Origin of the sequence: Mycobacterium terramassiliense, assembly GCF_900157385.1 — a bacterium.
GTDB classification, from domain to species: Bacteria; Actinomycetota; Actinomycetes; order Mycobacteriales; family Mycobacteriaceae; genus Mycobacterium; species Mycobacterium terramassiliense.
Map to the genome: position 1 here is coordinate 713,902 of NZ_LT717699.1, position 25,746 is coordinate 739,647.

A 25,746-nucleotide genomic window follows, 5' to 3' on the forward strand; every position below is an offset into this window, starting at 1 on the left:
ATATAAGGGTTATGGCCTACTGTACGCGCAGGATGGCAAATGTATGACCGTCCAGCACGGTGCCCTCGGTGCCGACCTCGGGTTCGCCCCACGCGAGGACCACCTCGCCCGCCACGGGCACCGTCGCCGGCTCGGCGCCGAGGTTGCACGCGATGTGCAATGCGCCGCGACGAACGCTGATCCAGCGTTGCTCTTCGTCGTAGTCGACCGTGAGGCGTTCCAGCCATGGGTCGGTCAGGTCGGCGTCGTTGTGCCGCAGGGCGATCAGGTCCCGGTACACGCGCAGCAAGCGGGCGTGTTCGCCGGTGTCGACCTCGTCCCACTTCAGCTTGGAACGCAAAAATGTCTGCGGATCCTGGGGATCGGGGATTTCGTCGGCGTCCCAGCCGTGCTCGGCGAATTCGGCCTTGCGCCCGTCGGCGGTGGCACGCGCGAGCTCGGGCTCGGGATGCGAGCTGAAGAACTGAAAGGGGGTCGACGCCGCCCATTCCTCGCCCATGAAAAGCATTGCCGTGTAGGGCGACCCGAGGGCGAGCGCGGCCTTGACCGCGAGCTGGCCGGGCGTCAGGTTCTGCGAGGGGCGATCACCGAGCGCCCGGTTGCCCACCTGATCGTGGGTGCACGTGTAGGCGACCAGCCGGGTGGCCGGGACAGCACCCGTGTCCAGCGGTCGCCCGTGCCGACGGCGCCGGAACGACGAATAGGTGCCGGCGTGGAAGTAGCCGTGCCGCAGCGTTTCCGCCAGGGTGGCAAGCGACCCGAAGTCCGCGTAGTAGCCCTGGCGCTCGCCGGACACCGCGGTGTGGATGGCGTGGTGGATGTCGTCGGCCCACTGCGCGGTCAGCCCGTAGCCGTTGCGATCGCGCGGGGTGATCAGCCGCGGGTCGTTGAGGTCGCTCTCGGCGATCAGCGACAGCGGCCGGCCCAGCTGGCTTGCCAGCCAGTCGGTTTCGGTCGCGAGCTCCTCGAGGATGTGGATGGCCGTGGTGTCCACCAGCGCGTGCACGGCGTCCAGGCGCAGCCCGTCGGCGTGGAAGTCGCGCATCCAGCGCAGCGCGCAGCCGATGATGTAGCGCCGCACCTCGTCGGAGTCGGCGTCGGCGATGTTGATGCCCTCGCCCCACGGGTTGCTCGCCGAGGACAGGTAGGGCCCGAAGCGCGGCAGGTAGTTCCCCGACGGGCCGAGGTGGTTGAACACCGCGTCGATCAGCACGCCCAGGCCGCGCGCGTGACACGCGTCGACGAACCGGACCAGGCCGTCGGGGCCGCCGTACGGTTCGTGCACGCTGTACCACAGCACGCCGTCGTAGCCCCAGCCGTGGGTGCCGGCGAAGGAATTGACCGGCATCAGCTCGACGAAGTCGACACCGAGATCGACCAGGTAATCGAGCTTTTCGGCGGCGGCGTCGAAAGTGCCCGCGGGCGTGAAGGTCCCGAGGTGCAGCTCGTAGATCACGGCGCCGCGTTCCAACGACCGGCCCGGCCAGTCGCCGTCGGTCCACCGCGCACCGGTCGGGTCCCACAGCTGCGACCGGGCGTGCACACCGTCGGGCTGGCGGGCCGAGCGGGGGTCGGGCAACACGGTGGGGTCGTCGTCGAGCAGGTAGCCGTACCGGGCGTCGGGCGCCGCCGCGACGTCGGCGTGCCACCAGCCGTCGTCGGAGCGGGTCATCCGGTGCACCGCGCCGTCGACGTCAAGGCGCACCACCGACGGCCCGGGTGCCCACACCCGGAACTCAGTCATGCCGGCGCTCCAGCAGCACCACGGGCAGGTCGGAGAACAACTGGGCGGCCGACGTCGCCCCGCTGGCCACGGCGCCGGACAGCGCGTCGGTCCAGGTGCCCTCGGGCAGCGGCAGTACGGTATTGCCCCAGCCCTTTTCGGCCAGCCGCACGGTCCAGCGGGTCACCGCGACGAGCACGTCGTCACCGCGGCGAAATGCCACGACGTGCTCGCTGGCCTCGCCCTCGGCGAGCACCGGAACGTAGGCGCCGCGCAGGAACGTTTGTGGGCGCGATCGCCGCACCCGAAGCGCCGCGGTGACGACGCGAATCTTCGGGTGGCGCAGATCTTTCAGGGCGCCACGCCGCGCTGCGTAGTCGACGGCGCGACGGTTGTCGGGATCGACCAGGCTGTCGTCCCAGAGCTCGGTCCCCTGGTAGACGTCCGGTATTCCCGGCACCGTCAGCGCGAGCAGCTTCTGGCCCAGCGCGTCGCTGGCCGCGTGCGAATTGAGCTGCGCCACCAGTTCGGTCAGCTGGCCGGCCACCGGGCCGTCGAGGACGGCGTCCAGCCAGCGGTGCACCGCGCCCTCGAAGTCGGCGTCCGGGTCGTTCCACGACGTGTGCCAGGCCGCCTCGCGGATGGCCTTCTCGGCGTAGGCGTGCAGCCGGCCGCGCAGCTCCTCGGTCACCTGGCCGCCCACCGGCCAGACGCCGAAAATGTTCTGCCACAGGAATTGTCCGGTCGCCGGATCGGGGGAGGGCGCCTTCGCCTCCCAGCGGGTGAGGAACTCGGTCCACAGCGACGGCACCTGGGACAGCACGCCGATCCGGGCCCGCACGTCCTCGCCGCGTTTGGTGTCGTGGGTGGTCAGGGTCGTCATCGTGTGCGGCCATAACCGGGCGCGGGTGGCGGCGCTGTGGTGAAACTCGGCCAGCCCGACGCCGAAGCGATCCGGTTCGCCGCCCACCTCGTTGAGCGACACCAGCCGGGCGTCGCGGTAGAACAGGCAGTCCTCGACGGCCTTGGCGGTCACGGCGCCGCACAGCTGCTGCAGCCGGGTGGCGGACTCCCCACCGCGGGTCAGCGCCGCCGCGAGCACCTCCAGCGCGGGCCCCAATTCCGGTGATTGCGCCTGGGTTTCGGCCAACGCGGTGGGCAGCAGCGCGGCCAGGCCGGGGTAGTCGCTGCGGTAGACGCCGATGTGGGTGAGCAGGGCGGCGACCGCCTCGGGCAGCAGCGGGTGATCGGCGCCCGCCGCGGCCACCACGGCGCGCCGCAGCCGGGCCAGCTCGCTGGCCAGTGTCACCGTCGCCGCGCGGATCTTGAGTTCGGCGAGCAGCTTCGGCATGGCGTGGTAATCCACCCCGGCCGACCCGACGAGTGCGGTCAGCGCCTGCTCGCCGGCCGGCTCGACGAAAACCCCACCGACCTGGCGGAGCACGTCATAGCCGGTGGTCCCCGCCACCGGCAGCGTGGGCTCGAGCGCCTCGTCGACGGCCAGGATCTTCTCGATGACGATCCAGGCGTCCGGGCCGACCAGCTCCCGCAGCCGCTCCAGATAGCCGCACGGGTCGGACAATCCGTCGGGGTGGTCGATGCGGACGCCGTCCACCAGCCCCTCGCCGAACCAGCGGGCGACCTCGGCGTGGCTGGCGTCGAACACCGCGCGATCCTCCTGCCGCAGGCCTGCGAGCGAGGTGATCGAGAAGAACCGGCGGTAACCGCAGACTCCGTTGCGCCAGCCCACCATCCGATAGTTCTGGCGGTCGTGCACCTGCGGTCCGGGTCCCTCGCCGGTGCCGGGCGCGATGGGCAGCGCCAGGTCGCCCAGCCGCAGCAGGTCGCCGTCGACCTTCGCCTCGGCCGCATCGTCGTCGGAACCCAAGATCGGCAACACGATTCGGCCGTCCGCGTCGAGGTCCCAGTCGATGTCGAAGAACGCCGCGTACCGCGAACTCCGGCCGTGCCGCAACACGTCCCACCACCAGGCGTTCTGCCGCGGGTCGTCGATGCCGACGTGGTTGGGCACGACGTCGATGATCAGGCCCATGCCGCGCGCCCGCGCCGCCGCGGACAAGCGCGCCAGTCCGTCTGGACCGCCCAGCTCGTCGGAGACCGTGGTCGGGTCGGTGACGTCGTACCCGTGGGCGGACCCGCGCGCCGCGGTCAACACCGGGGACAGGTAGAGGTGGGTCACCCCCAGGTCGTCGAGGTAGTCCAGCAGGTTCTCGGCGTCGGCGAAGGTGAACGCGAATCCGCTGGACTCACCACGCAGCTGGAGCCGGTAGGTGGACAGGACTGGTAAGGCCATGCGTCACAAGGTCTTACGAAGGACCAGCAGCGAACGTGACGGCAGCGAGACCTTCTCCTCGGCACTCATCACCTGATCGGCCCCTTCTTTGAAGCCCGCCGGCTCGTTGGTGTTCAGCTCCACGGTCCACTCCTGGGCATAGTCGTCGGGCGGCATCACGAACTCGACCGGTTCGTCGCCGGCGTTGAAGCACAACAGGAACGAGTCGTCGACCACGCGCTCGCCGCGCGCGTTCGGCGCGGTGATGGCATCGCCGTTGAGGAATACCGCCACACACTTGTGGATGCTCTCGCCCCAGTCCTCGTGCGTCATCTCGCGACTACTCGGATTGAGCCAGGCGATATCGCGGACCTCGTCGCCGCTTCGGATCGGCTCGCCCTCGAAGAAGCGACGCCGGCGGAACACCGAGTGGTTCTTGCGCAGGCTGGTCACCTTGCGCGCGAACGCGAGCAGTTCCGCGTTCTTGTCGACCAATGACCAGTCCATCCAAGACAATTCGGAGTCCTGGCAGTAGACGTTGTTGTTGCCGTTCTGGGTGCGCCCGAGCTCGTCGCCGTGCGCGATCATCGGCGTGCCCTGGCTGAGCATCAGGGTGGCCCAGAAGTTGCGCATCTGGCGGCCGCGCAGCTCGATGATGTCGGGGTCGTCGGTGGGGCCTTCCACTCCGCAGTTCCACGATCGGTTGTGGCTTTCCCCGTCCCGGTTGTCCTCGCCGTTGGCCAGGTTGTGCTTTTCGTTGTAGGACACCAGGTCGTTGAGGGTGAATCCGTCGTGGGCGGTGACGAAGTTGATGCTGGCGCTGGGCCGCCGGCCGGTCGCCTCATACAGGTCCGACGACCCGGTCAGCCGGGAAGCGAACTCGCCCAGGGTTGCGGGCTCACCCCGCCAGTAGTCACGCACAGTATCGCGATACTTCCCGTTCCACTCGGTCCACAAACCCGGGAAATTGCCGACCTGGTAGCCGCCCTCGCCGACGTCCCACGGCTCGGCGATCAATTTGACCTGGCTGACCACCGGATCCTGCTGCACGAGGTCGAAAAACGCGCTCAGCCGGTCGACGTCGTGCAGCTCGCGGGCCAGCGTGGCGGCCAAGTCGAAGCGGAACCCGTCGACGTGCATCTCGATCACCCAGTAGCGCAGCGAGTCCATGATGAGCTGCAGCACGTGCGGGTGGCGGGGATTGAGGCTGTTGCCGGTGCCGGTGTAGTCCTTGTACAGCCGCAGATCCTCGTCGACGAGCCGGTAGTAGGCGGCGTTGTCGATGCCACGGAAGTTGATCGTGGGCCCGAGGTGGTTGCCCTCGGCGGTGTGGTTGTAGACCACGTCGAGGATCACCTCGATGCCGGCCTCATGGAAGCTGCGGACCATGGATTTGAACTCCGCGACGCTGGCCCGCCGGTTGGCCGCGTACTGATTGTGCGGGGCGAAGAAGCCAAACGTGTTGTAGCCCCAGTAGTTTCGCAGGCCCAGGTCGAGCAGCCGCGAGTCGTGCATGAACTGGTGAACCGGCATGAGCTCGATGGCGGTGACGCCGAGCGACTTGAGGTGATCGATCACCACCGGGTGGGCCAGCCCGGCGTAGGTGCCCCGCAGCTCCTCGGGGACGCCGGGATGGGTTTGCGTCATGCCCTTGACGTGGGCCTCGTAGATGACGGTCTCGTGGTACGGGGTGAGCGGGGCGCGGTCGGAGCCCCAGTCGAAAAACGGGTTGCTCACCACGCTGGTCATGGTGTGCCCGAGCGAGTCGACCATCGGCGGGGTCCCCGGGTCGGCCCCGTCGGCGTTGGGGCCGTCCGGGGTGACGGCCTTGAGGTCGTAGGAATACAGCGCCTGGCCGAAGGTGAAGTCTCCGTGGAACGCCTTGCCGTACGGATCCAGCAGCAGCTTGCTCGGGTCACACCGGTGGCCGGCAGCCGGGTCGAAGGGGCCGTGCACGCGAAATCCGTACCGCTGACCCGGCGTGATGTTCGGCAGGTACGCGTGCCAGACGTATCCGTCGACCTCATCAAGGGGGATCCGCGACTCACTGCCGTCGCCGCCGATCAAGCACAAGTCGACCTGCTCGGCGATCTCGGAGAACAACGAAAAGTTGGTTCCCGCGCCGTCATAGGAGGCGCCGAGCGGATAAGGGTTGCCCGGCCACACCGTGGCTAGTTTGGGCTGGGCCCGGCCCGCATCCGGCGCGGCGGCGCCCCCCGCACCACTCGATTCGACGGCTGGATCGTTCGTCGGCATCACTTGACCTTATCGGCGGGAGCGGTGCGGCGGCCGGTTACCACCAACCGGTGCTGGCCCCGATCTGCCTGCCCAGCTCGGTCGTCATGGTCCGCACGTAGGTGGGGGACAGGTGGTGGGCGCCGTGGTAGATCAGCACGTTGCCCTCGACGGGCCGGCAGACGTCGGCGCGGCAGATCGCGTCCGACATGTCCAGGACCTTCAGCAGCGGGAACTGCGCGACGAAGTCAAGGGTCTGATTGTGGTCGGACAGCACGTCGGAGCGCTTCACCGCGCAGGACTGCGGGCTGCCGCCCTTCTTGGCCAGGCAGTCCGCGGGGTCGAACGGTTTGCCGTCCTTGACCAGCCACGGGGTGTCGCGCATGCCGAGGATCGGAATGTTGTTGTCGGACAACGTTTGCCAGATGCCGATGTAGGTGGCCGGCATCACGTCGCCGGCCTTGATGTTCCACGGCCGGGTCGTCGTGGTGAACACGTAGTCCGGCCGGTCCTCGACCAGCTTGTTCATCGTGCGCTGCACCCACTCGCGGCACTGCATGTACGGGGCGTTGTTGCCCATGATCAGCGGCACTTCCTCGGTGGACAGCGGGCAACCCATCTTGAGATACGTCACCACTTTGAAGTGATGCATGCGGCCCAGCATGTCGAGTGCCGGCAGCCAGTGCTCGGCGTGCGACCCGCCGGCCAGGGCGATGGTGCGCGTGGCGGCGACGTCGCCGTAGGCGCAGTTGACGACGATCGGGTTGACGAAGTCGCTGATGCAGCCGTCCCGGGTCGAGACGGGAAGGTCCTCCTTGATCTCCAGGACGCTGGGCCGCATCGGCAGCGCCGGCACCCGCGCGTGTTCGGTCAGGGCGCGCGCGCCGGGGTAGTCCTGCGGGTTGAGGACGCTGAGTTCCTTGCCCGCGGCACGCAACACCGTGACGTGCTGACGCCAGGTGAACGACGTCGCGGTCAGCGTGACGCCGAGCAGCACCACCATCGATCCCAGCGCCATCGTCGGGCGGCGCAGGCGCAGCCACCAGGGGACCGTCGGGACCGACGCGACCGGCGCGGCGGCGGCGGGTGCCCGGTACCGCAGCGGGTCCTCGACCAGCCGCGTGGTCAGGTAGGCCAGCACCCCGGACACCACCAGCAGCACCGCGCCCTCGACGAAGCCCGCGCGCTTATGCCCGCTGTAGGACAGCCAGAAGATGAGCAGCGGCCAGTGCCACAGGTACAGCGAGTAGGCCATCGCGCCCAGCGCCACCAGGGGCCCGGTCGCGAGCACCCGATTCGGCAGCGGCATCCGGTCGTCGGCGCCGGCCCCCAGGTTGGCCCCGGCGAGGACCATCAGCACGGTGGCCCCGACGGGGACCAGCGCCCACGGGCCGGGGAATTCCTTGACGCCGTCGATCAGCGCCCCGCAGGACACGATGGCGGCCAGCCCGGCGGTGGCGGCCGCGGTGCGCAGCCACGTCGGCCAGCGGACGTAGGGCACCAGGGCGCCGACGAGCGCGCCGAGCAGCAACTCCCACGCCCGGGCGAAACTGTCGTAGTAGGCGATCGCCTGATCGTCCCGGTGGGCGACGATCGCGTAGACGAACGAGGCCACCGTGAGCGCGCTGAGCAGCACCAAGAACACGGTCCGGAGGTGGGCGGCCCGCCGGCCGCGCCACGCGTACGCGCAGCCGGCGACCAGCAACAGGAACGCGATGTAGAACTGGCCCTGCACCGACATGGACCAGATGTGCTGCAGCGGTGTGACGGCCTCGCCGGCCCGCAGGTAATCGGACGCGCTGTCGGCCAGCTCCCAGTTCTGGTAGTAGCCCAGGCTGGCCAGGCTCTGGTCGGCGAAGGTCTCCCAGCGGGTCTCCGGTTGCACCAGGATCGTCAGCAGCCCGCAGCCGGCCAGAACCACGACCAGGGCGGGCAGCAGGCGGCGGACCAGCCGAAACACCTCGGCGACCGGCGACAGCGAAAGGTCCGGGCTGAGCGCGGCGCGCAGGATTTTTCCGCCGAAAAAGAAGCCCGACAATGCCAGGAAGACGTCCACGCCGCCGGAAACGCGGCCGAACCAGATGTGGAACACGGCGACCAACGCGATCGCGATGCCGCGCAGGCCGTCGAGGTCGTAACGATAGAAGCCCGCGGCGCGCGCAGACACCGGTCTCGCAGGGGCAACCGGTGGGCGGGGCGGTGACAGGCTCGGCATGGTCGACCGCCAATTTACCGAAAACCGCCACTCGCTCCCGCGGGGAGCAAGTGGCGGATGTTCGGCGCGCCGGGAAGGGCCGCGCGTGGGGTTTACCGCGTGATGCCGTACGGAGCCGGCTGCACGGGCGCCTGCGGCGCCGGCGACTGCAGCAGCGGCAGCTGCTGTAGGGGCGCCTGCTGGACCGGGGCCTGTTGGACCGGGGCCTGTTGTGTGGGCACCTGCTGGACCGGCGCCTGCTGCAGCGGGGCCTGTTGTGTGGGCGCCTGCTGGGCCGGCGCCTGCTGCAGCGGGGCCTGTTGTGTGGGCAGCTGCTGGGCCGGAGCTTGCTGCAGCGGGGCCTGTTGTGTGGGCGCCTGCTGGACCGGCGCCTGCTGGTACGGCACCTGCTGGACGCCGAGCACCCGGACCAGGTAGGGCGTCATGCCGTTGGCGCGCACGGGCGACACCTGGACGACGTCGCCCACCTCCAGCATCTGGTTGTTGCCGAGGTACATCGCGACGCTTTGGGTGCCTTCGGGACCGTAGAAGATCAGGTCGCCGCGGCGCGCTTGCGCCGGCAGGACCTTCTGGCCGAGGCGGTACATCTCACCGGAGGAACGCGGCAGCTTGATCCCGGCCCCCGCGTAGGCGTACTGCATCAGGCCCGACGCGTCGAACCCGACGGTCATGGCGCCAGTGCCCTTCCCGCGGGAGGGGCCGGTGATACCGCCGCCGGCCCAGGAGAACGGCACCCCGCGCTGTGAAAGGCCGCGCATGACGACGATGTCGGTGGCCTGCTGGTAGTCCATCGACCTGGCGCCGGGGTCGGCCGTCGCGATGCTGGCGGTGACCGCCGGGGCCACCAGCATCGCGACTCCGATCGCGAAAGCGTAGATGCGTTTCATTGGGATCCCTACCTTCTTGGGTCCTGGGCCTCCGTCGCGGTGACTTCGCGCGGCGGCCGCTAGTGCAGGCGGCGAGTGCCTCCCCGTCGGGGCCGGACGCCGCTGCGTGACGCTTGGGATGAACCCGCCGGCTAGCCGGTGAATTCACACCAGTCACTACAGACACTTTTACAACAGAAGTTGCAGCCGGAAAATAGCTGATGAGGCCCACGAGGGATTATTTGTCGTAACGTGACCGGACGGTGACTGGCGGGCCCAATCCGGCCTGCGCAGTTGTGATTTGGGTCTCAGTCGGCTCAGAGCCAGTAGCGCGCGCTGAACGTGGTCAGGATCGAACCGGCCACGGAGGCGACCATGAGGAGGGCGAGGGCCAGGACCGGCCAGAAGGACATGTACCAGCCCTTCAGGAGCGAAACGAACGGGCCGATGCCGGCCGCGGCGATGGCGGCGCCGATGCCGCCCCACACCAGCGGGCGGATGTAGAAGTCGACCCCGAAGGGCACCGACCCGCAGGCGTCGCCCTCACACACGTTCGCGAGGAAGCCGAAAAGCCGCGCCGGCCACGTCGTCGCCGTCGCGAGGACCACCAGCAGCACCAGCAGCGCCACGGTGCAGACGACGTCCCAGGGGACTATCCGCAGGCGCAACACTCTGGGCGCCTGATGCGGCTGGTTGGGCGCCGGCGGGGCGGCGATGCGATCACCCGGATTGGGGTCCATGGCAGTAGATGCTCCCCGATGGCCGGGATTTGTGCGAGCCGGCTGCTTTACGCTCGGTCTCTATGCCTGCGGCGAGGGCCGGGTTGACGCCCGAGCAAATCAGCGCGATCGACGCGGCGCACCTGTGGCACCCCTACAGCACCATCGGCTGCGAGGCGGTGGCGCCCGTGGTGGCCGTCGCGGCCCACGGCACCACGCTGACGCTGATCCGGGACGGCCGGCCCATCGAGGCGCTCGACGCGATGAGCTCCTGGTGGACCGCGATCCACGGGCACGGCCACCCGGAGCTGAACGCGGCGCTGGCCGCGCAACTGGCGACGATGAACCACGTCATGTTCGGGGGGCTGACCCACGAGCCGGCGGCCCGGCTGGCGCAGCTGCTGGTAGAGGTGACGCCGGCGGGCTTGGACACGGTTTTCTTCAGCGACTCCGGATCGGTGTCGGTGGAGGTCGCGGTGAAGATGGCCCTGCAGTACTGGCGCGGCCGGGGCCGGCCCGGCAAGCACCGGCTGATGACCTGGCGGGGCGGATACCACGGCGACACCTTCACCCCGATGAGCGTCTGCGACCCCGACGGGGGCATGCACTCGCTGTGGACCGACATCCTGGCCCGCCAGGTGTTCGCCCCCCAGGTGCCGCGCGAGCACGACCCCGCCTACGTCGCGGCGTTCGAGGCGCTCTTGGCGCAACACGCCGCGGAGCTGGCGGCCGTCATCGTCGAGCCCGTCGTGCAGGGGGCCGGCGGGATGCGCTTCCACGATCCCGCGTACCTGCGCGACCTGCGCGAGCTGTGCCGCCGGCATGATGTGCTGCTTGTCTTCGACGAGATCGCGACCGGGTTCGGGCGCACCGGCGAGCTCTTCGCCGCCGATCACGCCGGGGTGAGCCCGGACATCATGTGCGTCGGCAAGGCGCTCACCGGCGGATACCTCAGCCTGGCCGCCACGCTGTGCACGAGCGACATCGCGCGGGCCATCAGCTCGGGGGAGGCCGGCGCGCTGATGCACGGGCCCACGTTCATGGCCAATCCGCTGGCGTGCGCGGTGTCCGTGGCCAGCGTCGAACTGCTGCTCGGCCAGGACTGGCGCGCTCGCGTGGCCCAGCTAGCCGCGGGGCTGGCCGAGGGCCTGGCCCCCGCCCGGGCGCTGCCCGGCGTCGTCGATGTGCGGGTGTGCGGCGGCATCGGCGTGATCGAATGCGCCCGGCCGGTGGACCTGGCCGTCGCCACGCCGGTGGCGCTGGACCGTGGCGTCTGGCTGCGCCCGTTCCGCAACCTGGTCTACGCGATGCCGCCGTACATCTGCTCGGGCGACGAGGTCGCGCGGATCGCGTCCGCCATGGTCGAGGTCGCGCGGGTCGCCGGCTGAAGCGGCCCAGGTCACTCAGCGAATTCTCAGTAGATTCTTCGATGGGGGCTAGCTTGGCTCAAAGGGTCCTCCCAGTCGCTGGCCCCAGACTCCTAGCTATGACAACTGGGTCGCTCTGCACGAACCTGATCGAACGCTACCTGTCCACCTCCGGGCTGCGGTTCCTCAGGGGTGAGCACGATGGCGAATACTTCTGTGTCGTCGACGCCGGTTCCGGGCGGCTCCACGTCCACCTACAGGGCTCCCCGTCGTTCGACGACATGTTGAGCGTTAGCGTCAGCCCTGGGCGGTTCTTCCCAGGTGCCGATCGCGCCTGGCTGACGCGCTTTGCCGACACATGGAACCAGCGGAACCGCGGGGTAACTGCAATTGTGCGCGGTTCCGCTGATTCGGAGCGCATTGGCCTCGTGGCCCGCCGATCCCAGTGGATCCCGGAAGGCATCGCCTTCGAGCGATTCGCTTCGTTCGTCGACCGCACCATCGCGGAAGCCGTCGAACTGTTTGCTGAGGCGGCGGTGGTTATCGAGTTGGCGTCGACGACGCAGCCCGTGCTGCGCGACGCGAGCTGAGATTCCGGCGGGGGCCGGGCAGCTACGTGGAGGTCCGGGGAGCCGGACCGTCGATGATGAAGTTGCGGCGTATAGAAGCCAACCGGGAGGGTTTCGGGCCCGGGTCCATTCGCGCAGCCCGGTAGAGACGCACCGAACCCGGAGGACCGCACGCTTTTGGGGCGTTTTCGCCCAGGTTCGCAGCGGCACTTGCAGCCGGTTTGCACTGCCGCCGGTTTTTGTTCAATGCGTTCAGCCGAAGCTGCCCCACGCAGTTGTACTTGTGTGTAATCTCCGTGACGGGCGTGCCCAGTCGTGCTTGTCGCTTTGCCGCTGGGTCACCAGTGACCGGCTGGAGGATAGATATGTCGTACGTGAGCACGGCGCCGGAGATCATGGCGGCGGCGGCCGCTGACGTGGCTGCGATCGGTTCGACGGTCAACGCGGCCCACCTGGCGGCGGCGGCCCCGACCGTCGCGGTGCTGCCGGCCGCCGCCGACGAGGTGTCGGCGGGTATTGCGCAGTTTTTCTCCGGGGTAGCCCAGGAGTTTCACGGGCTGCTTGGGAAGGCCACGGCGTTCGGTGCGCAGTTCGCCCAGCAGCTGCACGCGGGTGCAGGCTCCTACGCGGCCGCCGAGGCCGTCAACGCCGCGTCGATGATGCCGAGCGCGCAATCAATTGTTGATGTCGTAAACGGCCTGGCCGCGCCATACATTAATCAGATTACAAATCTGATTAGTACCGTGAACTACGTAATGCAAAAGCTCGTGAGCGCAATCTATCTCGCCTTCCTTGTGCCGTATGAGGCATTGGTACTGGCATATTTGACTCTGGCTCTATTGATCGGCGCGGTACAACTGCTGGAGGGTTTCCTCGGCATATCGATTCCGGTTCCATAACTAGTTTGCGGGTCTAGGGCCCACTCCAGGCCGCCGGCTTCGCGGCGCCATCAAATCGGGCGCCGAGCTAGACGGACAGCTTTGGGAAGTCGACCGTGACCGCGTCGTCGTCCTTGGCGGGCGGATCCTCCCTCAGCAGCAGGGACCGCACCAGCGGACGCGGCCCCACATCCCGAAGCATGTAGCTGGCCGGGCGGGGGCGCACCGTCTGTGGCCACCAGAACCAGCGCCCGAGCAGGGCGGCGATGGACGGAGTCATAAACGAGCGCACGACCAGGGTGTCGAACATCAGGCCCAGGCCGATGGTGGTGCCGACCTGGCCGATGATGCGCAGATCGCTGAACACCATCGAGGCCATGGTGAAGGCGAACACCAGGCCCGCGTTCGTCACCACTTTCCCGGTTCCGCCCATCGCGCGGATGATGCCCGTGTTGATGCCGCCCGCGATTTCCTCTTTCATGCGTGATACCAAAAGCAGGTTGTAGTCGGATCCGACGGCCAAAAGCACGATCACGGACATCGGCAGCACCATCCAGTGCAATTTGATGCCGAGCATGTATTGCCAGGCGAGCACCGACAGCCCGAAGGATGCGCCCAACGAAAGCAGTACGGTCCCGACGATAACCAGGGCCGCCACAAAACTTCGCGTGAGGACGAGCATGATGACGAAAATAAGACAAAGCGCGCCGACCAGGGCGATCCATAGGTCGTATTTCGAGCCGTCACTGAAGTCTTTGTAGGTCGATGCGGTGCCGGCGAGGGAGATCTTGGCGCCCTCCAACGGCGTCTTCTTGAGCGCCTCCTCGGCCGCCGACCTGATCCGATCGATCCGCGCGATGCCCTCCGGCGTCGCGGGATCGCCGCGGTGGGAAATGATGAACCGGGCCGCCTTCCCGTCCGGAGCTACGAAGGACGTCATGGCGCGCTGAAAGTCCGCGTTCTTGAAGACGTCTGGAGGCAGATAGAAGGAATCGTCGTTGTGGGCGGCGTCGAACGCCTGCCCCATGGCGGTGGCGTTCTGGCTCGTGTCGTCCAGCTGGCCCAAGAACCCGGATGTGGTGCTGTGGTTCGTCAGCAGCATGGTGCGCGTGGCCTCCACGATCGCGATCATGGGCGGGATCTGCGCGAGTATCTGCGGCAGCAGCTCGTCGAGCTTCAGCGCGTCCTTTAGTACGTGGTGGGTCTTTTCGGCGAGCAGGTCGAGACCGTCCAGCGAATCGAATATGCTCCTCAGCGCAAAACAAACAGGAATGTCGTAACAGTGCTTTTCCCAGTAGAAGTAATTTCGGATCGGCCTGAAGAAATCCTCGAAATCCGAGAAACTAACTTCCGTTTCGTCGATGATGTCAACCATTTCCTTGGTGAGGCCGATCGTGTGATGAGCAATTCCCGTGAGGCGCTCCTGCAATCCGTAGAGGCGCTTCATCACCGTGATTTGTTCGGCCAGCAAGTCGGCCTGTTTGAGGAGATCGTTCATAGCTTGTTTGATAAAAGTCACATTTTGCAGCATGGTCGCGTTTTGCATGCTGATCAAAAAGGGTATTGAAGTGTGCTCAATCGGTGTCCCCTCGGGCCGGGTTATGCCCTGAACCCGGGAAATGCCCGGGACCCGGAAGATCGCCTTGGCCAGTTTGTGCAAGACGAGAAAATCGGCCGGATTGCGCATATCGTGATCCGACTGGATCATCAGAATGTCGGGCATCATGCGCGATTGGGAGAAATGACGATTGGCGGCCGTATATCCCAGGTTGGCCGGCAGGTCTTGGGGTAGATAGGACCGGTCGTCATAACTCGTTTTGTAGCCCGGAAGCGTTACCAGCCCAATCAGCGCGACCGCCAGTGTCGCGGCGAGAATCGGCGCGGGCCAGCGGACGATCGCCGTGCCGACCCCTCGCCATCGTTGTTGCGCGATCCTGCGCTTGGGGTCGCACAGCCCGAAGCGGCTGCCGGCGGTCAGAATTGCCGGAACCAGCGTGACCGCGATCGCGACCGCGACGAGCATGCCCACCGCGCATGGCACGCCGATGGTCTGGAAGATGGGCATCCGGGTGAAGCCCAGGCACAACATCGCCCCGGCGATGGTCAATCCGGAACCCAAGACGACGGGAGTGACCCCGCGGTAGGTGGTGTAGTAGGCCGTTTCGGGGTCTTCGCCGGCCTGACGGGCCTCTTGATAGCGGCCGACGAAGAATATTCCGTAGTCGGTTCCGGCCGCCATCGACAGTGTCACCAGCAGATTGATGGCGAACGTCGACAGCACGACAACGTTGTTGTCGGCGAGAAACGCGATGATCCCTCTCGCCGCGCCGGCTTCGATCCCGACCCCGACCGCCACCAGAACCGCGGTGGTCACCGAACGGTAGACGATCAACAGGACCACGAAGATGATCACGGCCCCTATCAGCGCCATTTTTAACAGCGACGCGTCGCCGCTGCGCTGCATGTCGGGAATCAGCGCCGCCGGGCCGGTCAGATGCACTTCGACGCCAGGGGGAGGCGGCGTCCGCTTCATGATGTCCCGGACCGCCGCCACGGACTCCTTGGCCAAGGTGGTGCCTTGGTTGCCGGCCAGATTCAGCTGAACGTATGCGGCCTTGCCATCAGGGCTTTGCACGCCCGCCGCCGTGAGTCGGTCTTCCCACAAGTCCTGAACGTGTTCGACATGCGTTGGGTCGCTTCGTAATTCGCGGACCAATTGTCGGTAGTAAGTGTGGGCGTCGTCCCCGAGCGGCCGCTGCGCCTCGAGGACGATCATCGCAAAACTGTCCGAATCGGACTCTTTGAAGGCCTTGCCCATGTTCGTCATGGCCTGCACCGACGGCGCGTCTCGAGGGGCCAGGGGTACGGAATGTTCTTCGCCGACCTGCTCCAACGGCGGAACCCCGAAAGTCACGGCGAGCGTCAACGCGACCCACGCCAGAATCACGAACGGCGTAAGCCTGCGGATCGTCCGCGCCACCACAGGCGGACGAGGCTGTTCGGTGCTCATGCGGCCCTCAACGGGCGGCCGGTGGGGGAGGCCACGCCGTGCGCGTCGAAGCGGCAGCCACTGCCTGTGCTATCGCCCTGTGCCACAGTGCTCTCCACGGTTGCCGGTCTTGTCCTGAACTTTGAAATCCGCCACTGATTTCCGTTACCTCAGCAACAAGGCGCGTACCAGCGGACGGGGCCCGGTGGGCCGAAGCAGGGAACTCGCGGGGCGGGGCCGCACTTTTTGCGGCCACCAGAACCAACGCCCCAACAGCGCGGCGATGGACGGCGTCATGAAAGCCCGCACGACCAGCGTGTCGAATAGCAACCCAAGGCCGATCGTCGTGCCCACCTGACCGATCACGCGCAGGTCGCTGACCAGCATGGACCCCATGGTGAACGCGAACACCAGCCCCGCGTTCGTCACCACTTTGCCGGTGCCACCCATGGCGCGAATGATGCCGGTGTTGATGCCGGCGCCTATTTCCTCTTTGATCCGGGCAACCAGCAGCAAGTTGTAGTCAGACCCGACCGCCAGAAGGACGATCACGGACATCACGAGAACCGACCAATGTATTGGTATGCCGAGCAAATCCTGCCAGGCGAAGACGGACAACCCGAAGGACGCGCCCAGCGAGAGCAACACCGTACCGACGATGACCAGGGCGGCAACGAAACTTCGCGTCATGATCAGCATGACGATGAAGATCAGGCAGAGCGCCGCGACCCCGGCGATCATCAGGTCGTAGGTGGAGCCACGCACCACGTCGCGCACACCCGCCGCGGTGCCCGCGAGGTAGATCCTCGACGCTTCCAGCGGAGTTCCCTTGAGCGCTTCCTCGGCCGCGTTTTTAATCGGGTCGACCCGGGAAATGCCCTCGGGCGACGCGGGATCGCCTTTTTGTAAAATGAGCATGCGGACGGCTTTCCCGTCGGGTGACAAGAATATCTTCATGATTCGTTGAAAGTCTTTGTTCTGGAATGCTTCCGGCGGCATATAAAACGAATCGTCGTTTCGGGCGGCGTCGAACGCCCTTCCCATGGCACTGCCGTTGCTGTTGTCGTCGCTCATGTTTCCGAGGACCCCGGACATGGTGCTGTGCATGGTCAGCAGCATGGTCCGCGAACTCTCCATGATCGCGATCATTTCGGGAAACTGGGCAAGTATCTGCGGCAGGAGCAGGTCTATCTTGTCGAGGTCCGTCACCACGTCGCCCAGCTTGTCGGTGACCGAGTCAACGCCGTCGAGGGCGTCGAAGACGCTTCTGAAGGAAAAGCAAACCGGAATGTCGTAGCAGTGCTTTTCCCAGTAGAAGTAACTGCGGATCGGCCTGAGGAAGTCCTCGAAATCCGAAATATGCCCTCGCAGATCCTTCGTGAGGTCCTGTATGTCGTGCGTGGTGCCGACCATGTCGTGCGTCGTGGCGACCATCTGCTGCGTCAGGCTGTAGAGGTGTCGCGTGATGCCGATCGCTTCGGCCAACATGTCGGCCTGCTTGAGCATGTCGTTGAGACGCTCTTTCTGGAAAAACAGGAATTGCTGCTGGCCGGCCACTTGCATGCTGAGGAAATACGGTATCGACGTGTGCTTGATCGGGGTCCCCTCGGGCCGGGTCGCGGCCTGCACCGACGAAATGCCCGGCACGGCGAGGACGGCCTTGGCCAGTTTCTCCAATACCAGGAAATCGGCCGGGTTACGCAGGTCGTGATCGGTCTCGACCAACAGGATCTCGGGTGCCATCATTGCCGACGGCGGAAAATGTCGCGCCGCGGCCTCATATCCCAAATTGGCGGGGATATTCTTGGGAATGTATTTCTGGTCGTTGTAGCTGGGTTTGTAGCCCGGCAGCGTCAACAGCCCGATCAGCGTGACCGCCAGGCTGGCGACGAGAATGGGTGCGGGCCATCGAACGATCGCCGTGCCGACGCGTCGCCATGCGCGGGGGTTGATTTTCCGCCGGGGCTCGAACAGGCCGAAACGGCTTCCGACGGTGAGAACCGCCGGAATCAGCGTGACCGCGACCGCGACGGCGACCAATACGCCCACCGCACAGGGGACCGCCAGCACGTAGAAGGACGGCAGCCGCGTAAATATCAGGCAGAAAAGCGCTCCGGCGATCGTCAGACCCGAGGCCACAACGACCTTGGTGACCCCGTGGTAGGTGGTGTAGTACGCCGTTTCCCTGTCCGCGCCAGCTTGGCGCGCCTCCTGATACCGGCCGACGAAAAATATCCCGTAGTCGGTCCCGGCCGCGATCACGAGGGATACCAGCAGATTGACGGCGAAGGTGGTGAGGCCGATGGCACCGTGGTGGCCAATAAAGGCAACGATTCCCCGCGCCACTTGCAATTCGATGCCGACCACCACCAACAGCAGAATCGCGGTGACCACGGAACGGTAGACGAAAAGCAGCGTAATGAAGATCACGGCGATGCTCACGGCGGTGATCGTGGCAACGGTCCGGTCGCCGCTGTGGCTCATATCCGCATTGATCGCCGCGGGCCCGGTGACATACGCTTTGACTCCGGGCGGGGCCGGCGTCCGCGCGACGATGCGCTGGACGGCTTCGATCGATTCGTTGCCCACGGTCTGGCTGGAGTTGCCGGAGAGAAGCACCTGAACATATGCGGCCTTGCCATCGACGCTTTGCGCCGCGTGTCTGGTTAGTTCGTCGCCCCAGAAGTCCTGGACGTATGCCACATGCTTCGGATCATCCCTTAACTGAGAGACCAACCGGTCGTAATACCTGTGGGCATCGTCGCCGAGGGGTTGCTGGCCCTCCAAAACGATCATCGCCACGGGGCCGGTATCCGACCGGCCAGTTTGGTCGGATGCCTTGAAGTCTTCGTTCATCCGCTGTGCCGCCGTGACGGACGGGGCATCTATCGGATTCAGGGATACTGAATGCTCGGTCTCGACCTGCTCCAACGTCGGGACGAACATGATCAAGAAACCGATGATCGCCAACCACGCCACGATGATGGGCACGGAAAACCTACGGATCGTCCGCGCTACCAATGGTCGACTGGCGTGTGGCCGTTGGTCGGTCATGCGGCGTTCAGCGAGCAGGACGTAAAGGCGCTTACTTCGTGCGCGGTCTTCTCGGCTTTGACCACGCCGTCCAGCATGATGCGGCAGCCGATAGTGTCACTGTCGCCCTGCGCCGCGACGCTCCTCAAGCCCGTTGCCGCGGTGATCGCGAACTCGTATGACCACGGCAGACTCGCCCCGGCCACGTGTTGCGCATCACCGTTGGCGCCGAAAAAGCTGATCAAGGCCACGGTCCCCGGTGGTCCGAAGACCTCGTACCTCAGGTGCTGGGGATTGTAAGGCTTGTTGTCGACTCTGGTATCGGCATACGAGAGGCTCTTCTCAGAGCCGAAGAGGCCGTGCAGTCGCGACACAGTCAAACCCCCGACGGCGATCACCACCAGAACGACTACCGGGATCCACAGCTGCCGCAACAGCTGAAGAATCACGGACCTCTGATTTCGGCGATTCTTTGCCGATTTCACTTGTGCTCGAGGCGCAGAGGACGGTTGGCGAGGACGTCGCAGAAGCAAACGCCGGGAACCTGGTCGTTCGTCGGCATTGCTGCTGCGCTCGACGGGGACATCGGGCCACGCCGGCTCAACATCGTGCACACTGCCCCAGACCACCGCACCACCCTAGCTGACACGAGTTTAATTACGGCTCCACACCATACTGGTGGCACACAGCCTCCGACCAGGATTTAAGGAACTTCTCAGGGTGCCGTCCCGACGGGGGTCGGTCTGGTCGCGGTTGCGGATGTCGCCGCCGCTGGGGCTATGCTGCTGGGCGGCTGAGCCGGGACGCCGTCTGCCGCTTTCATCTCGCATCACGCGCACGGAAGTGAAGGGCCAGGACCACGCGATGAAATTTGTGCTGGCGTTCTATGGAACTCGCGGCGACGTGGAGCCCGGCATCGCTGTCGGCCGCGAGTTGCGGCACCGCGGGCACGAGGTGTGCATGGCCGTCCCGCCCGACCTGGTCAGCTTCGCCGAATCGGTTGGGCTCGCCGCGACCGCCTACGGGCCGGACATGCAGGCCTGGCTGGAATCGACGCGCAACTTCTGGGCGCGATTCTTCCGCAACTTCTGGAATATCCGGGAGGCGAAGAAGTTGCTGAGCGAAGCGCGGGAGCCCGGTACTCAGCGCTGGGCGGAGATGAGCACCGCGCTGACCGCGCTGGCCGACGGGGCCGACCTCTTACTCACCGGCATGAGTTATCAGGAGCTCTCGGTCAACGTCGCGGAGTACCGCAACATTCCACTGGCCACGCTGCTTTGGTTCCCGATCCGGGTGAACGGCCAACTCTTTCCGGGCCTGCCGGCTCCATTGATCCGCTCGGCGATGGCGGCCTACGAGTGGTTGGTGTGGCGGGGCGTGAAGAAGGTCCAGGACGCACAGCGCCGGCAGCTAGGCCTTCCGGCCGTGAAACGTCCCGCGCCACGGCGCATCGCGGAACGAGGCGCGCTGGAAATCCAGGCCTACGACGAGGTGTGCTTTCCCGGGCTGGCCGCCGAATGGGCGGAATGGAATGCGCGGAAGCCGCCCCAGCGGCCCTTTGTCGGCACGCTGACGATGGAGTTGGCGACGGGCGCCGATGACGACGTCGCTTCGTGGATCGCGGCGGGAACGCCGCCGATTTGCTTCGGGTTCGGCAGCATACCGGTCGAATCTCCGGCCGATACGCTGTCCATGATCAGCGCCGCGTGTGCGCAACTCGGCGAGCGCGCACTGGTCTGCGCCGGTTGGACCGATTTCGGCGATGCCACCCATTCCGACCACGTCAAAGTGGTGGGCGCGGTGAATTACGCGGCGATCTTTCCCGCCTGCCGCGCCGTCGTCCACCACGGCGGTGCGGGCACCACGGCCGCAGGCCTGCGCGCCGGCGTTCCCACGTTGATCCTTTGGATGGCAGACGTTCAGCTGATCTGGGGAGTCGCGATCAAACGACTGAAAGTGGGTACCGCGCGCCGCTTTTCGAGCGCTACCGAGAAATCGCTGGTCGCCGATCTGCGCCGGATCCTGGCCCCGCAATATGCCGCCCGAGCCCGCGAAATCGCCACGCGGATGGGCAGACCCGCCGAGAGCGTCGCGGCCGCCGCTGATCTTGTGGAGACTTTCGCCCGCCTCGAGCGCGTTGGGTGATACACGCTCGGAACTCTCGATACCCCAACCGGTCAGGCGGGGAAATGCACCCGGTTGACGTGCTCGGCTACCCGCAGGGCGTTGGCCGCGACGGTCAAGCTGGGGTTCAGACCGGCGCTCGAGGGAAAGAACGAGGCGTCGACGACGTAGAGGTTGTCGACTTCATGGGCCCGGTTTTGTGGGTCGAGGACGCTGTTTGTGGGATCGCTGCCAAAGCGACACGTGCCGCAGACATGGCCCAGGGTTGAGTTGTTCGCACCGGTCCGCAGGGTGAGCGTGCGGAATGGCTTCAACACCTCTTTTATCTGCCGGATAAACACCGCGCGGCGGTCGATCTCATTGGGGTGTAACCGATAGCGAAGCCGCAGCCGTTGGCGGTCGTCCGCGCCGGGTCGGTCACTGGGCAGGACGCGGTTGTCCAGATACGGCAGGTCTTCCATCATCGGGGCCAGCACCAGCCCACCGTTGAAGAAGTGATCGTAGATCGGTCGCACCGCCGGGCTCATCATGCGCAGCACCTTCGACTGCCAACCGGGCTGGTTGGTGAACATGTCCATGGAGGCCAAATTGGCCATCGCGCCGGCCGACTGTAACGTGCCGTACTTCTGGCCCTCCCAGAAATAGAAGTCGTTGAGGCCGATTTCCTTGTTCTCGGCCGTGATCTTGCAGCCGGGTTCTGTCCAGACCTCGACCCAATCCATCAGATGCCGCATCAGGTTGCGGCCCACGTGGTCTGAGCCGTTGGCCAGGCCGCGCGGCCAGTCACCCGAACGGGAGTTGAGGAGCAGTATCGGGGTCACCAGAGCGCCGGCGGCCAGCACCACGACCTTGGCTTTGAGGGCCAGCATGTCGGAGTGATGTTGGGCGATCACCCGCTGCACCTGGGCGCGGTCTGCTTCCAGACGCACGACCCGGCATTCGTCGAGCAGGTGGGCGCCGTGCTCGGCCACGGCGGGCTGCACGCCGTTGCGGGCGGCGTCGTTCTTGCACGAGTGCGGACAAAGGTGGGCCTGGCAGGTCGGACACCCGTCGGTGTAATCGCACGCCATTGGCAGGTGGTACGGGTGCAGACCGCGCTGCGCCAGGTGGTTGACCAGCGGCTGGTTGTCGGTCGAAAACGGCGGCGCCGGAGGCAGCTTGACGTGGGCGGCTTCGGGTCGCAGGGGGTCCGGTGCGCCGCGCACCCCGAGCAGTTTTTCGGCTTCCGCGTACCAGGGGCTCAGTTGGTCGTAGGTGATGGGCCAGGTTTCGGGCACGGTGGACTCGCCGGGGTCGCGGAAGTTTTGCCGGGGAGTGAAGTCTTGGGCGAAGAACCGTTCGCACACCATGCCGTACAAAGCCGAGGACCCGCCCGTGCCGCTGCCGATGTACGGCACGAACCGCTTGGGGAAGCGCCCGCTGATGTCTTCGATCTCGTCGGTGCTGCGTCCGGCCCGGGCCAAGACGTCGTAGTAGGTCTTTGCGGAGCGGGCTGCCAGCGGTTCGGCCAGTTCGGGCATGGCCGCGCGGATGGTTCCCGGTGTTCCGGGCAGCGTCGAGCGTCCCTTTTCGACGAACAGGACCCGCCGGCCCGAGCGGGCTAGCGAGTAGCCCAGCATCCCGCCGCCCATGCCGGTGCCCACGACGATCACATCCCACACCACGCGTTCGGCGTCGCGCGCACTCAGTTCGCCGTCGGCCAATCGAACTCCTTGGTGCAGGATCGGCCCAAAGCGCGACCGGCCCGGGCGAATCGGGATCGTAACATCCGGTACGACGGACAGATGGGGTGAATTGCCCGCCCCGTCGAGCACAACGCCGCACGTCGATCAGCCCCGGATCGCCTCGCCGATTGTCCTGAGGTGGGCCTCTGGTTGCACCGCTGGAGCGACCGATATGGCTGATCACCAGACCGATTCCCCGTCCGCTCAATTTATTGCGGCCCGGAAGTATTCAATCAAGGCAAATTGGTAGAGAACACTATTGGACGGGTGTAGTGTAAGCCGCTGTCCTCACGGGGACGTTGACGACACGTCGCGCCTGCAATCGGAGCCACACATGTCTCCCTATGTGATCGCAACGCCGGATCTGTTAGCCGCGGCGTCGTCCGACTTGGCCGGTATTCGGGAGGCGATTGTTTCCGCCGCCGCGGGGGCGGCGCCTGCGACGACATCGCTGGTACCCGCGGCGCAGGATGAAATCTCGCAGGCGATCTCGAAATTGTTTGGCGCCTACGCGCAGGAGCATCAGGCGCTCAGCGCGCAGGCGGCGCTTTTTCATCAGCAATTCATCAACGCCATTCATGGCGGCGCGGCGCAGTACGCCGCAACGGAAGCAGCCAACGCGAACCCGTTGCAGAGCGTGCTCGACCCGATTAATGGGGAGGTCCAGGCCCTTACCGGGCGTCCGCTGGTCGGCAACGGCGCCAACGGCGCGAACGCTACAACCCCCGGGGGCGCGGGCCAGGCCGGCGGCAACGGCGGGTGGCTTATCGGCAACGGTGGCAACGGTGGCAACGGCGCTGACGGACCCAACGGCGGCGCCGGTGGGCGAGGCGGGTTTGCCGGCCTATGGGGCCAAGGCGGCAACGGCGGTTCCGGCGGGAACGCCACCGCCCCAGGCGGGAACGGCGGCGCCGTTGGCCGTTACCGCCGTTACCGCCGTACCTATGACCCGAGACGCCCCACCCCCACTACCGCCGGGCACGAGGTGCTGATGAATTGTTGCGGTCCAGCCCAAGGCTTTCCGCGATCTCCATAACCTGTGCGCGGCTCCCTGTCACTCTGCGAATCACAGTGACCACCGCCCCAGGGAATAGTGTCAAACGCAGTCGAGAAGGCGGCGTATCAGGTTGTGCCCCAACGAGCCTGAGCCGTTGGCCGGTCCGCGCTGCCACCGCCCGGAGCGGGAGTTGAGGGGCAGCGTCGGGGAAAGAACGCCGCGGGCGGCGAAGGGCAAGTGAACCCAGGAGGCCAGCGCGAAACCGAAGGAGTCGGTTTCTGCTCAACACGTGTTTAGCAACAGGTATCGTTTGTCTTCGTGATCGAGCTCGATGGCGTGACAAAGACGTTCGACGGAACGATACAGGCCCTGCACGAGGTGAGCTTTTTCGTTCCGACGGGGTCGGTGTGCGCTCTGCTCGGTCATAACGGCGCCGGTAAGACGACAGCCATCAAGATCCTGTCCACGTTGCTGCGGCCATCTTCCGGCCGAGCAGTTGTGGCTGGTTGCGACGTCGTCAAGGAACCGGCGAAGGTCCGGGCAAGCATTGGGAGCATCGGACAGTTCGCGGCGCTCGATTTCGAGCTCACCGGCCGCGAGAACATGGTGTTGTTCGGCCGGCTGCGGGGCATGCGGCGCAAACAGGCGCGGCTGCGAGCCGACGCTTTGATTCATCAATTCGATATGTCGCACGCCGCCGACCGGCAGGTGCGGACCTATTCCGGGGGAATGTTGCGCCGCATCGATATCGCCGCCGGACTGATGGTTACGCCGAAGGTGATTTTCCTCGACGAGCCGACCACCGGGTTGGACCCGCGCAGCCGCCGCAATGTGTGGGGCCTTGTGTCGTCGCTGGCGGCGGAGGGCGTCACCATTCTGCTCACGACGCAGTACCTCGAAGAAGCCGACGTGCTCAGCGATTCGATCGTCCTGCTGAGCAACGGCCGCATCGTCGCTAACGGGACCGCCGAAGACCTCAAGCGGCGCGTGGGGCCGGGCTATTGCACGGTGAGTCCGGTAAACCCGGCCGACCTCTCCAAGATCTTCGCCGTGGTCTCCGAGCTCGACGGTGCCGAAGCCGATTATGAGGCGAACACCGTGTCGGTGCTCGCCCCCGACGGTGTCGCGACGCTCGGCGAGGTGTTTCGCCGGGTGGACCGGCTCGGCGTCGAGCTGGTCGACATAGCGCTGCGCAAACCGTCCTTGGACGAGGCGTTCTTGCACCTCACGGAGAGCGTCACCACGTGAGTGCGCTTGCGGCTCTCACCGAGCGCATGGTTCGCAACGCAATGCGCGACGATTTGCCATTTGCGGTCCTGTCGCCCGGCGCCAACTTCGTCGTGTTCAACTTCATGCTGGGCAATTTGATCGACACCGGTGGGATGAGCTATCCCCAGTACGTCCTACCGGTTGTCGTCATCCAGGTGATCTTCCTCGGCGCACTGACGACCGTTGACCGTGCCGCCCAAGACGAGCGAACCGACTTCGCGGATCGGCTCCGCGCGCTCCCCATGTCCACGTTGATACCGCTGATGGCGCGCATGTCGTACTGCCTCATCCGCGGCACCCTCGGCCTGCTCGCCGCGATCGCTGTCGGATACATGTTCGGCTTCCGATTGTTTGGCGGGTTCATATATGCCGCGGCTTTCGCCGTCCTCGTCCTCATGCTGACGCTGGCGCTGTCGCTCGCCGCCGATGCAGCCGGGGTTCTTTCCGCAGCTTGGCGAGGTGGGATCGCCAGCAGCGGAGCTCTCACTCAGTTGCTCCTGGTTCCACAATTGCTGCTGGTCATGCTGTCCACCGGGATGGCGCCGGTCGACTCGTTTCCCAGCTGGCTGCACCCTTTCGTGCGCCACCAGCCCGTTTCGCAGGTGACGCAAACCCTGCGTGGGTTCGCCTCGGGCCACGTCGTGGTCAGCAACTTGGCGGCCAGTGTGGCGTGGTGTATTGGGCTGCTGGTGGTCTTCGGTGCGCTCGCGGCGCGGACACAAAGGGGGCCGCAGTGAGCGCGGCG

Annotated in this window: 17 protein-coding genes; 7 read left to right on the forward strand and 10 right to left on the reverse strand. The window is 66.1% G+C overall.

Features of this window, described 5'->3' with window-relative positions; all coding sequences use genetic code 11:
* Positions 1-16: 16 nt before the first annotated feature.
* From treZ to MTAB308_RS07630, 6 genes are all read right to left on the reverse strand, one after another.
* Positions 17-1,744 carry a malto-oligosyltrehalose trehalohydrolase gene (gene treZ / locus MTAB308_RS07605; protein ID WP_077098852.1) on the reverse strand — a complete coding sequence of 576 codons (1,728 nt, stop codon included), beginning with the start codon at positions 1,742-1,744 and terminating at the stop codon, positions 17-19.
* A complete protein-coding gene (gene treY / locus MTAB308_RS07610; RefSeq protein WP_077098853.1) occupies positions 1,737-4,037 on the reverse strand; it encodes a malto-oligosyltrehalose synthase in 2,301 nt (766 codons plus the stop codon). Before treY ends, treZ begins: the two co-directional genes overlap by 8 nt.
* 3 nt (positions 4,038-4,040) lie before the next feature.
* Positions 4,041-6,272: a glycogen debranching protein GlgX gene (gene glgX, locus MTAB308_RS07615; RefSeq protein WP_077098854.1), complete on the reverse strand. Its 2,232-nt coding sequence runs from the start codon at positions 6,270-6,272 to the stop codon at positions 4,041-4,043.
* Between the two features lie 37 nt (positions 6,273-6,309).
* Positions 6,310-8,466: an acyltransferase family protein gene (locus tag MTAB308_RS07620; RefSeq protein WP_077098855.1), complete on the reverse strand. Its 2,157-nt coding sequence runs from the start codon at positions 8,464-8,466 to the stop codon at positions 6,310-6,312.
* A 92-nt stretch (positions 8,467-8,558) separates the two neighbouring features.
* Complete coding sequence (gene ripD, locus MTAB308_RS07625) at positions 8,559-9,353, reverse strand: NlpC/P60 family peptidoglycan-binding protein RipD (RefSeq protein ID WP_077098856.1); 795 nt, start codon at positions 9,351-9,353, stop codon at positions 8,559-8,561.
* A gap of 296 nt (positions 9,354-9,649) precedes the next feature.
* Positions 9,650-10,072, reverse strand: a complete 423-nt coding sequence (locus MTAB308_RS07630) for a hypothetical protein (protein WP_077098857.1) — start codon at positions 10,070-10,072, stop codon at positions 9,650-9,652.
* A gap of 62 nt (positions 10,073-10,134) precedes the next feature.
* Between MTAB308_RS07630 and MTAB308_RS07635 the strand changes: the two genes are divergently transcribed.
* The 3 genes from MTAB308_RS07635 to MTAB308_RS07645 all read left to right on the forward strand — a co-directional run bounded on the left by MTAB308_RS07635 (position 10,135) and on the right by MTAB308_RS07645 (position 12,886).
* The gene (locus MTAB308_RS07635) at positions 10,135-11,439 is read left to right on the forward strand and encodes an adenosylmethionine--8-amino-7-oxononanoate transaminase (RefSeq protein ID WP_077098858.1); all 1,305 of its coding nucleotides are present in this window, start codon (positions 10,135-10,137) and stop codon (positions 11,437-11,439) included.
* Between the two features lie 98 nt (positions 11,440-11,537).
* A complete protein-coding gene (locus MTAB308_RS07640; protein ID WP_077098859.1) occupies positions 11,538-12,008 on the forward strand; it encodes a hypothetical protein in 471 nt (156 codons plus the stop codon).
* Between the two features lie 344 nt (positions 12,009-12,352).
* Positions 12,353-12,886 (forward strand): PE family protein, encoded by a 534-nt coding sequence (locus MTAB308_RS07645; RefSeq protein WP_077098860.1) that lies wholly within the window; start codon positions 12,353-12,355, stop codon positions 12,884-12,886.
* A gap of 67 nt (positions 12,887-12,953) precedes the next feature.
* On the opposite strand, the gene MTAB308_RS07650 is transcribed toward MTAB308_RS07645, so the two are convergent.
* The 3 genes from MTAB308_RS07650 to MTAB308_RS07660 form a co-directional block, all read right to left on the reverse strand.
* Entirely contained in the window at positions 12,954-15,875 is a 2,922-nt protein-coding gene (locus tag MTAB308_RS07650) for an MMPL/RND family transporter (protein WP_077098861.1), read from the reverse strand.
* Between the two features lie 144 nt (positions 15,876-16,019).
* Positions 16,020-18,908, reverse strand: a complete 2,889-nt coding sequence (locus MTAB308_RS07655; RefSeq protein ID WP_077098862.1) for an MMPL/RND family transporter — start codon at positions 18,906-18,908, stop codon at positions 16,020-16,022.
* On the reverse strand, positions 18,905-19,321 hold the full coding sequence (locus MTAB308_RS07660) for an MmpS family transport accessory protein (RefSeq protein WP_077098979.1): 417 nt from the start codon (positions 19,319-19,321) through the stop codon (positions 18,905-18,907). Before MTAB308_RS07660 ends, MTAB308_RS07655 begins: the two co-directional genes overlap by 4 nt.
* Before the next feature lie 430 nt (positions 19,322-19,751).
* Between MTAB308_RS07660 and MTAB308_RS07665 the strand changes: the two genes are divergently transcribed.
* Entirely contained in the window at positions 19,752-21,032 is a 1,281-nt protein-coding gene (locus MTAB308_RS07665) for a glycosyltransferase (RefSeq protein WP_077098980.1), read from the forward strand.
* Between the two features lie 32 nt (positions 21,033-21,064).
* On the opposite strand, the gene MTAB308_RS07670 is transcribed toward MTAB308_RS07665, so the two are convergent.
* The gene (locus MTAB308_RS07670) at positions 21,065-22,714 is read right to left on the reverse strand and encodes a GMC oxidoreductase (protein WP_077098863.1); all 1,650 of its coding nucleotides are present in this window, start codon (positions 22,712-22,714) and stop codon (positions 21,065-21,067) included.
* A 355-nt stretch (positions 22,715-23,069) separates the two neighbouring features.
* Between MTAB308_RS07670 and MTAB308_RS30265 the strand changes: the two genes are divergently transcribed.
* The 3 genes from MTAB308_RS30265 to MTAB308_RS29695 all read left to right on the forward strand — a co-directional run bounded on the left by MTAB308_RS30265 (position 23,070) and on the right by MTAB308_RS29695 (position 25,738).
* Complete coding sequence (locus MTAB308_RS30265; RefSeq protein ID WP_077098864.1) at positions 23,070-23,771, forward strand: PE family protein; 702 nt, start codon at positions 23,070-23,072, stop codon at positions 23,769-23,771.
* Between the two features lie 279 nt (positions 23,772-24,050).
* On the forward strand, positions 24,051-24,980 hold the full coding sequence (locus MTAB308_RS07680; RefSeq protein ID WP_077098865.1) for an ATP-binding cassette domain-containing protein: 930 nt from the start codon (positions 24,051-24,053) through the stop codon (positions 24,978-24,980).
* Positions 24,977-25,738 (forward strand): ABC transporter permease, encoded by a 762-nt coding sequence (locus MTAB308_RS29695; protein WP_077098866.1) that lies wholly within the window; start codon positions 24,977-24,979, stop codon positions 25,736-25,738. Before MTAB308_RS07680 ends, MTAB308_RS29695 begins: the two co-directional genes overlap by 4 nt.
* The last annotated feature ends 8 nt before the right edge of the window (positions 25,739-25,746 follow it).